Origin of the sequence: Actinomadura sp. NPDC023710, from assembly GCF_040639875.1 — a bacterium.
Classification (GTDB): domain Bacteria; phylum Actinomycetota; class Actinomycetes; order Streptosporangiales; family Streptosporangiaceae; genus Spirillospora; species Spirillospora citrea.
In genome coordinates, this window is the sequence record NZ_JBFAGB010000093.1 from 1 (window position 1) to 8830 (window position 8830).

Annotated in this window: 8 protein-coding genes and 1 tRNA gene; 2 read left to right on the forward strand and 7 right to left on the reverse strand. The window is 72.1% G+C overall.

Annotated features, from left to right (window positions below; all coding sequences use genetic code 11):
- Positions 1-9: 9 nt before the first annotated feature.
- Together AB0H37_RS44680 and AB0H37_RS44685 are read right to left on the reverse strand one after the other, a co-directional pair.
- A tRNA-Met gene (locus AB0H37_RS44680) sits at positions 10-83 on the reverse strand.
- Positions 61-750, reverse strand: a complete 690-nt coding sequence (locus AB0H37_RS44685; RefSeq protein WP_329094430.1) for a TetR family transcriptional regulator — start codon at positions 748-750, stop codon at positions 61-63. The genes AB0H37_RS44680 and AB0H37_RS44685 overlap by 23 nt, the downstream gene beginning before the upstream one ends.
- Before the next feature lie 58 nt (positions 751-808).
- Between AB0H37_RS44685 and AB0H37_RS44690 the strand changes: the two genes are divergently transcribed.
- Positions 809-2020, forward strand: coding sequence for a cytochrome P450 (locus AB0H37_RS44690; RefSeq protein WP_360618799.1), 1212 nt, complete (start codon positions 809-811; stop codon positions 2018-2020).
- A gap of 29 nt (positions 2021-2049) precedes the next feature.
- Here AB0H37_RS44690 and AB0H37_RS44695 read toward each other — a convergent pair whose 3' ends face one another.
- The 4 genes from AB0H37_RS44695 to AB0H37_RS44710 form a co-directional block, all read right to left on the reverse strand.
- Positions 2050-2619 carry a carbonic anhydrase gene (locus AB0H37_RS44695; protein ID WP_360618800.1) on the reverse strand — a complete coding sequence of 190 codons (570 nt, stop codon included), beginning with the start codon at positions 2617-2619 and terminating at the stop codon, positions 2050-2052.
- 106 nt (positions 2620-2725) lie between these two features.
- Positions 2726-3049, reverse strand: a complete 324-nt coding sequence (locus AB0H37_RS44700; protein ID WP_360618801.1) for a hypothetical protein — start codon at positions 3047-3049, stop codon at positions 2726-2728.
- A gap of 217 nt (positions 3050-3266) precedes the next feature.
- Positions 3267-4898: an L-glutamate gamma-semialdehyde dehydrogenase gene (gene pruA / locus AB0H37_RS44705; RefSeq protein ID WP_360618802.1), complete on the reverse strand. Its 1632-nt coding sequence runs from the start codon at positions 4896-4898 to the stop codon at positions 3267-3269.
- A 9-nt stretch (positions 4899-4907) separates the two neighbouring features.
- Positions 4908-5816, reverse strand: a complete 909-nt coding sequence (locus AB0H37_RS44710) for a proline dehydrogenase family protein (RefSeq protein WP_329094435.1) — start codon at positions 5814-5816, stop codon at positions 4908-4910.
- Positions 5817-5933: 117 nt separating this feature from the next.
- Here AB0H37_RS44710 and AB0H37_RS44715 point away from each other — a divergent pair, with 117 nt between their 5' ends.
- Complete coding sequence (locus AB0H37_RS44715) at positions 5934-7022, forward strand: helix-turn-helix domain-containing protein (protein ID WP_329094436.1); 1089 nt, start codon at positions 5934-5936, stop codon at positions 7020-7022.
- Positions 7023-7026: 4 nt separating this feature from the next.
- On the opposite strand, the gene AB0H37_RS44720 is transcribed toward AB0H37_RS44715, so the two are convergent.
- Positions 7027-8613 (reverse strand): acyl-CoA synthetase, encoded by a 1587-nt coding sequence (locus tag AB0H37_RS44720; RefSeq protein ID WP_360618804.1) that lies wholly within the window; start codon positions 8611-8613, stop codon positions 7027-7029.
- Positions 8614-8830: the final 217 nt, after the last annotated feature.

Genomic DNA, 8830 nt, shown 5'->3' on the forward strand with positions numbered 1-8830 from the left:
TAGGACCAGTAGCGGGGGCAGGATTTGAACCTGCGACCTCTGGGTTATGAGCCCAGCGAGCTACCGAACTGCTCCACCCCGCGGTGATGTCTTAACTGTATGGGGTGGGGGTGGGTTAGGCAAACGGGTTGGGGCGGGGGCTTGGAGGGCGGCGGTGAGCATGGCGGTGAGGTCGGTGGTGAAGGTGTCGTGGTCGGGGGCGGGCGGGGGTGTTCCGGGCGGGTGGGTGCGGGTGGCGCGGTCGGCCAGGGCCGCGGTGAGGAAGGCGATGAAGAGGGAGACGCGTTCGAGGGCGAGGGGTTCGGGGAGGGTGGCGCGGCAGGCGGTTTCGAGGAGGTGGAGCTGCTGCTGGAGGGCGGTGTCGTGGAGGACGGGCGGGGGGCGGTGGTCGCGGATTCCGGCGCGTCCTGCGAGTTGGGCGGTGATGCGGAGGAAGTCGCGGCCGTGGGGGGTGCGGAGTTCGTCGGCGGTGGGGCGGACGATGGCGTCGACGATGGCGTGGGGGTCGCCGGGGTGGAGGGCGGGGAGGGTGGCGGCGCGGGCGGGTTCCATGCGGGTGACGCCGGCGCGGAGGATGGCGCCGAGGAGTCCGTCGCGGGAGCCGAAGTGGTAGGTGACGGCGGAGTCGTTGGCCTGGCCGGCGAGGGCGACGATGTCGCGGGTGCGGGTGGCGTCGATGCCGTGGGCGGCGAAGAGGTGGGCGCCGGCGTGGATGAGGGCGTCGCGGGTGGCTCTTGCGTCCTTCGGCACGCCGGTGATACTAACAGGGGGCGTTAATAACGGTGCCTGTTAGAACCGGAGGCCGGCCATGGCGGACGTCTACGACCCCTTCGATCCCGGGTTCCAGGCCGATCCCTATCCGGCGTACGGGCGGCTCCGGGACGAGGAGCCGGTGCACCGCCACGGGGAGCCTCCGTTCTGGGCGCTGTCGCGGTTCGAGGACGTCTGGGCCGCGACGCGGGACGCGGAGGCGTTCTCGTCGGCGCAGGGCCTGACGTTCCACCCGGACGAGATCGGCACGCTGGGCCTGGCCCCGACGATCGTGATGCTGGATCCGCCGCGGCACACGGCGCTGCGGCGCCTGATCAGCCACGGGTTCACGCCGCGCCGGACGGCCGCGCTCGAAGACCTCCTGCGCGGGTTCGTCCGTGCCCGGATCGCGGTGATGGAACGCAGGGCCGCCGACGGGGAGACGCCCGACCTGCACCGGGACTTCTCCTCGCCGCTGCCGACGTTCGCGTTAGCGCATCTGCTCGGCGTCCCGGAGGCCGACCGCGCGAGGTTCGATCCGTGGGTGTCCGCCCTCACGACCTTGCAGGACGAGGGGTTCGGCCTGCGCTCGCTGCGGGACGGGGCGGTGAACGCGGTGGCGGAGATGTTCGGCTACTTCGGCGACGTGATCGCCGCGCGCCGGGCCGACCCGTCCGACGACCTGGTCAGCGCGCTGACGGCCGCGGAGGTGGACGGGGAGCGCCTCACCGACTGGGACATCCTCGGGTTCTGCTTCGTCATGGTGGCGGGCGGCAACGACACGACCGGGAACCTGATCTCGCACGGCGTGGCGCTGCTGGACGGCGACCACGCGCAACGGGAGCGGCTGGCGGCCGACCCGGCACTGATCCCGAACGCGCTGGTGGAGTTCCTGCGCCTGGAGAGCTCCGTCCAGGCGCTGGCCCGGACGACCACGCGCCCGGTCACCCTGCACGGGACGCGGATCCCGGAGGGCGAGAAGGTGATGATGCTGTTCGGTTCGGCGAACCGGGACGAGCGCGAGTTCGGCCCGTCCGCGAACGAACTGGACGTCACCCGTGAGATCCCGCGCCACCTGGGCTTCTCCAGCGGCGTGCACTTCTGCATCGGGTCGCATCTGGCGAAGCTCCAGGCCCGCGTCGCGCTGGAGGAGCTTCTCCGGGCCCACCCCCACATCGGGGTGGACCTGGAGAACGCCGAGCGCATCCGGTCCCCCTTCACCCGCGGCTGGGCTTCGCTCCCGGCCACGGGTGTCAGGGGACGGCCGTAGGTCCCACGAGGACGGCCTCGACCGGGCCGTCAGAGGGGGGCGAAGACCCCGTCCTCCTGATGGGCCGAGACCGTCGCGGTGTTGACGTCGTAGTACCAGAGGTGCATGCGCAGGCGTCTGGCGCGCAGGCTCCTGGTCACCGCCGGGTAGCGCCGCAGCTTGTCCGCCTGGGCGAGCAGATGCTGGTGCCCGGGATCCGCGCCGGGGGTGTGCAGGCGGCGCCAGTGGTGGGTCTGCAGCAGCCACAGCCACATCGTCGGCGCCGTCCGCGGGGCCTGTGAGCGGGTCCGCGCCTGGACGGCGCCGCACTGGCTGTGGCCGCACAGGATCATGTCGGTGATGCGCAGCACGTTGACGGCGTACTCCACCGTCGCGGCCTCGGCGGTGAGCCGCCCGATCCGGTGCGGCGGGATGACGTTGCCGGCGGTGCGCAGTTCGAACAGTTCTCCCGGCCGGGCACCGGTCAGCTCGGTCGGCACGAGACGGGCGTCGGAGCAGGCGATGAACATCGCCCGCGGCGCCGGTGCCGGCGCGCCGCCGGTCCGCCGACCGCTCTGGCGCTGCGGGGCGAGCCGGGCATGGTCGATCAGGGGTTGCATGGGGGAGCAGATCCTTCGCTTCCGATGACGAACCGGATGAGGTCGAGGCGGGTACGCGGAACTCACACGCGTTCGACCGCGCGCTCGTCCACGTGGGCGTCCGGATCTAGCAGCGCAGGATCAGCGATCGGTTGCGGGAAGGGGCCGCCGGGCCCCTGGTCGCCGGGGGGTTCGCGGCGGCGGCCGCCGGGCATCGGGCCACGGCGGTCGCGGCGGGAGCGCTCACGCTGGGCGGAAAGTGCGCGGCGCCTCCGAAGTAGGAGCCGCGGTCGGCCTCACAGTGCTCGGCGGACGGCGGGGCAAGGGCTTCCGCGCCGCGGGCGGGCAACGTCATGCAGGACGCCGAGGCGACCGGCCGGTCGGCTTCGGCGATATAGGCCGCGCTGCCGCGATGGCCGCTGGAGTGGCTCAGCCCATGCAGCAACAGCACCAAGGGGACCGCTGCCAGGACCCATGCGCGCATCATGCGCGCATGCGGCCGGCCTGCCCTGGTCGCGCGCTTTCCCACATCGTGAATGTTACCCATAGTGATGATCGGATACTAGCTGTGACGAGCATGCGGGTTCCGCCCTCATCACGACCGCGGGCCCGCACCAGCCTGGTGCGGGCCCGCGGCGGCCGGCCCCCGTCGGAGGCCTGGGCGGCGCCTACTGCATGTGCGGGTACCGGTAGTCGGTCGGCGGGACGAACGTCTCCTTGATCGAGCGGGGGGACGTCCAGCGCAGCAGGTTGAACACCGAGCCGGCCTTGTCGTTGGTGCCGGAGGCCCGTGCGCCGCCGAACGGCTGCTGCCCGACGACGGCGCCGGTGGGCTTGTCGTTGATGTAGAAGTTGCCGGCCGCGTACCGGAGCACCTCGGCGGTGTGCGCCGCCGCGGCCCGGTCGGTGGCGATGACGGCGCCGGTCAGGGCGTAGTCGGCGACCGACTCCATCTGGGCGAGCATCGCGTCGTACTCGGCGTCCTCGTACACGTGGACGCCGAGGACCGGCCCGAAGTACTCGGTCCGGAAGATCTCGTTCTCGGGGTCGCCGGACACGAGCACGGTGGGCCGCACGAAGTATCCGACGGAGTCGTCGCAGGTCCCGCCGGCGACGATCTCGACGTCCGGGTCGGCCTCGGCGCGCTCGATCGCGGCCTTGTTCTTGGCGAAGGCCCGCTCGTCGATCACGGCGCCCATGAAGTGGGACAGGTCGGCGACGTCGCCCATGGTGAGGCCGTCGACCTCGGCGGCCAGCGCCTCCTTGAAGCCGTCCTCCCAGATGGAGCGCGGGACGTAGGCGCGCGACGCGGCGGAGCACTTCTGGCCCTGGTACTCGAAGGCGCCGCGGACGAGCGCCGTCTTCAGCACGGCCGGGTCGGCGGACGGATGCGCGACGACGAAGTCCTTGCCGCCCGTCTCCCCCACGACCCGGGGGTAGCTCCGGTACTTCTCGATGTTGGCGCCGACCGTCTTCCACAGGTGCTGGAACGTCGCGGTGGAGCCGGTGAAGTGGATCCCGGCGAGGTCGGGGTGCTGGAGCGCCACGTCCGACACGGCGAGCCCGTCGCCGGTCACCAGGTTGATGACGCCCGGCGGGAGCCCGGCCTCCTCCAGCAGCCTCATGAGCAGCACGGCGGAGTACGTCTGCGTGGGCGACGGCTTCCAGACGACGACGTTGCCCATCAGCGCGGGCGCGGTCGGCAGGTTCGCGGCGATCGCGGTGAAGTTGAACGGGGTGATCGCGTAGACGAACCCCTCCAGCGGCCGGTGGTCCGACCGGTTCCACACGCCGGGGCCGCTGATCGGCTGCTCGGCGAGGATCCGCCGCGCGAAGTGCACGTTGAAGCGCCAGAAGTCGACGAGCTCGCACGGGCTGTCGATCTCCGCCTGCTGGACGGTCTTGGACTGCCCGAGCATCGTCGCGGCCAGCAGCGTCTCCCGCCACGGCCCGGCGAGCAGGTCGGCGGCCCGCAGGAAGATCGCGGCCCGGTCGTCGAAGGCCATCGAGCGCCACGCGGGCGCGGCCTCCAGCGCGGCGGCGACGGCGTCCCGCGCGTCCTCCTCGGTGGCGGTGCCGAACGTGCCGAGCACCGACGCGTGCCGGTGCGGCTGGACGACGGCGACCTTGGCGCCCGCCCCGAGCCGCCGCTCGCCCCCGATCGTCATGGGCAGGTCGATCGGGGACTCGGCGGTCAGCTCGGCGAGCTTCGCCTCCAGCCGGGCCCGCTCGGCGCTGCCGGGCGCATAGCCGCGCACCGGCTCGTTCGCCGGCGTCGGGACGTTGGTGACGGCGTCCATGGAAACTCCTTAGCGGGAGACGAAGGAACGGAGGAAGAAGGCGAGGTTGGCGGGCCGCTCGGCGAGCCGCCGCATGAAGTAGCCGTACCAGTCGGCCCCGTAGGGGACGTAGACGCGCATCTGGTGGGCCTGGGCGAGCCGCCGCTGCTCGGCGGCCCGGATCCCGTAGAGCATCTGGAACTCGTAGGAGGCGGGCGACCGCTCGGCGGCCAGGGACAGCGCGATCTCGATGATCCGCGGGTCGTGGCTGGCGACCATCGGGTACCCGTCGCCCCGCATGAGCCGCCGCAGCGCCCGGACGTACGCCCGGTCCACCTCGTGCCTGCTCTGGAAGGCGACCGAAGCGGGCTCGGCGTAGGCGCCCTTGACCAGCCGCACGCGCGACCCCTCGCCCACGAGGTCCCGCAGGTCCCCCTCGGTGCGCCGCAGCATCGCCTGGACGGCGACCCCAACCCACGGGAAGTCGACCCGCAGCTTCCCGAGGACCTCCAGCGTGGAGTCCACGGTCGTGTGGTCCTCCATGTCGAGGGTGACGGTCATGCCGACCCGCCCCGCCGCGGAGCAGATCTCCCGCGCGTGGTCGAGGGCGAGGTCGCCGGGCAGGGCCTGCCCGAGCGCGGACAGCTTCACCGAGGCGTCGGAGCCCCCGGCGAGCCCCTTCTCCTCGAACGCCTCGAACAGTCGCAGGTAGGCGTCCCGGGTGGCCCGCGCCTGGGCGGGCTCCCGGGTGTCCTCCCCCAGGTGGTCGAGGGTGACCTCCAGCCCGCCGTCCCGCAGTTCCCGCACGGCCTCAAGGGCGGCGCCGAGGTCGTCCCCGGCGACGAACCGGTCGACGACTCCCCTGGTCAACGGCACGGAGGTGATGACATCGCGCATCCGTCCGCTGCGCGCGGCGGCGAGGAGAAGCGGGCTGAGCATGGAACCCTCCAACGTCAAGGAACACCTCGCACGTTAGGAGCACCGCCGCGCACCCCCTATAGTCAAACGCCACTTTCAGGGTGGCCCGGCCTCATACATATGTACGAAGGAATCCCGATGGCACTCGACCTCCAGGAGATCGTGGAACAGGCGGCCGACCTCCTGGGCGCGCCCGCGACCCTGGAAGACCGTGACTTCCACCTGGTCGCCTACGCCGCGCACGGCGACACGATCGACCCCGTCCGGATGAACTCGATCCTGCACCGCCGCGCCACCGAGGCCGTCCGCGCCCGCTTCGAGCGCCACGGGATCGCCCGCGCGACGGGCCCCGTCCGCATCCCGGCCGACGCCGCCCTGGGCCAGCTCGCCCGCCTGTGCCTGCCCGTCCGCTGGAACAACGTCACCTACGGCTACCTCTGGCTGCTGGACGACCGGCAGCGCATCACCGACCCCCAGGCTGCCAGGGCCATGCCCCTGTGCGAGCGCGCCGGCCTCCTCATGGCCCGCCAGGCCCGCGAGCGCGACGACCTCGGCTGGAAGGTCGCCGACCTCCTGTCCACGCACCCCGACGTCCGGACCCAGGCCGCCGACGACCTCACCGACGCCGGAGCGGTCGACACGCCCCTCACGGTGGCCGTCCTGCGCACCCCGAGCCCCGAGCCCCTGAACCCGTGGCTCCTCCCCCACTCCGTCCTGGCCACGGTGTGGCAGCGCGACCACGTCCTGCTCCTGCCCGTGGGCAACGCGCCGGCCGCCCTGGCCCGCGCCCGCCGCCTCCTGGAAGAACGCAACGCCCCCGTCCAGACGGGCGTGCACTCGCCCTGCCCGACCTTGGACGACGTCCACGAGGGCTGGCTCCGGGCCCGCGTGGCCGCCCGCACCGCCGCCCCCGGCGAAACCCGCGACTGGACGTCCTTGGGCGTCCTGCGCCTGCTGCGCACCGCAGGCGACGAGGCCCTGGCCCAGACGACCCAGACCCCGGGAACCGAACGCCTCCTGCAGCACAAGGACCTCGCCACAACGGCCCGCACCTACCTGGACCTGGCGGGCAACGTCCAGCAAACGGCGAAGACCCTGAACATCCACCGCCAGACCCTCTACCACCGCCTGCGCCGCATAGAGGAACTGACGTCCCTCACCCTCACCGACGGCCAGGACCGCCTGACCCTCCACCTGGCCCTGACGGTCGCCCCCCACCTCACCTGACGGGTCACCCGGCAAGGCCGGCGTGCCGCTCCCGCAGGTCGCGCTTGAGGATCTTGCCGCTGGGGTTCTTGGGCAGCGCGTCCGCGAGGACGACGTACTTGGGGCGCTTGTAGGGGGCGAGCCGCTCCCTGGCGTGCGCGTGGACGTCGTCCGCGGTCAGAGCGGCGCCCGGCTTCGGCACGACCACCGCCGTGACGGCCTCGATCCAGTGCGGGTGGCCGATCCCGAAGACGGCGACCTCGGCCACCCCGTCCAGCTCGTAGACGGCCTCCTCGACCTCCCGGCTGGCGACGTTCTCGCCCCCGGTCTTGATCATGTCCTTCTTGCGGTCGACCACCGAGAGGTAGCCGTCCTCGGTCATGATCCCGAGGTCGCCGGAGTGGAACCAGCCGTCCCGGAACGCCTCGTCGGTCTTCTCCTCGTCGCGGTAGTACCCGAGCGCGGCGTGGGGGCTGCGGTGGACGATCTCGCCGACCTCCCCCGGTGCCACGGGGGCTCCGTCGTCGTCGACGAGCATGGTCTCCACGTTGATGGCCGCACGCCCGGCACTGCCGGCCCGTTCGAGCTGCTCGTGCGGCTTGAGGATGGTGGCGAGCGGCGCCATCTCCGTCTGCCCGTAGAAGTTCCACAGCCGCACGTCCGGCAGCCGCCGCATCAGTTCCCGGAGCACCTCGACGGGCATGGGCGACGCCCCGTAGTACCCCTTCCGCAGGCTCGACAGGTCGCGCCGGTCGAAGTCGGGGTGGCGCAGCAGCGAGATCCAGACGGTCGGCGGGCAGAAGAGCTTGGTGACCTTCTCCCGCTCGATCGTCTCCAGCAGCGCGGCCGGGTCCGGCCCCGGCAGGATGATGCTGGTGGCGCCCAGGTAGACGTCGACGGAGAAGAAGCAGTCGAGCTGCGCGCAGTGGTACATCGGAAGCGTGTGCGCCTCGACGTCGTCGGAGCTCATCTCGCCGTCGATCACGCAGCTCACGTACTGGCTGACGAGGGACCGGCCGGTCAGCACCACGCCCTTGGGCCGCGACTCGGTCCCCGAGGTGTACATGATCCGCAGCGGGTCGTCGTCCTCGACCAGGACGTCCGGCGCCGTCGAGGGCCCTTCGCGCCACCAGGCGTCGACGTCCTCCCACCCCTTGCCCGGCGCGGCGCCCGACAGCGGGATCCACCCGCGCACCCCGTCCTGGACGCCGGCCGTGGCGAGCGCCTTCTCCGCGGTCGCGGCGAGCGCGTCCTCCGCGATGATCCCGGACGCCCCCGAGTGCCCGAGGATGTAGGCGATCTCCTCGGCGTTCAGCATGAAGTTCACCGGAACGAGCACCACGCCGAGCTTGGCCGTCGCGAACGCGGTGACCGCGTACTGCCAGCAGTTGTGGCTGAGCAGCGCGAGCCGGTCCCCCTTGCCGAGCCCCCGCGCCGCCAGCGCGTGCGCGGCCCGGTTCACCGCGACGTCGAACTCCGCGTAGGTGACCCGCAGCCCCCCGCTGACGACGGCCACCTTCCGAGGCTCCCGCCGCGCCGTCCGATGCAGCAGATCCCCCACCGAATGCTGACGAGCCCGAGCCACGACCGACACAACCGCCACCTTCCCCACAAACCCGCAGGTGAGAGCAAGAAAGGCCGATAATAACCAAACCCCCCCCACCCCTCCACCACCCCCGAAAGGGGGTCCGAGGCGGCCAAAGCGGAGGGGGATAGGGGCGGAGCCGAGGCGGGGGCACGAGCACCATCGACTGCTGCCGGTACGGGTGCCCCTCGGGGTCCGTCTTGCCCATCACGATCATGATCTTGCAGCGCGGGTCGGCGGAGCC

Bases quoted from the DNA above. Each gene is read 5' to 3' on its own strand.
- AB0H37_RS44690 (WP_360618799.1), top strand. From the start codon at position 809: ATGGCGGACGTCTACGACCCCTTCGATCCCGGGTTCCAGGCCGATCCC.
- AB0H37_RS44695 (WP_360618800.1), bottom strand. From the start codon at position 2,619: ATGCAACCCCTGATCGACCATGCCCGGCTCGCCCCGCAGCGCCAGAGC.
- pruA (WP_360618802.1), bottom strand. From the start codon at position 4,898: ATGGACGCCGTCACCAACGTCCCGACGCCGGCGAACGAGCCGGTGCGC.
- AB0H37_RS44710 (WP_329094435.1), bottom strand. From the start codon at position 5,816: ATGCTCAGCCCGCTTCTCCTCGCCGCCGCGCGCAGCGGACGGATGCGC.
- AB0H37_RS44715 (WP_329094436.1), top strand. From the start codon at position 5,934: ATGGCACTCGACCTCCAGGAGATCGTGGAACAGGCGGCCGACCTCCTG.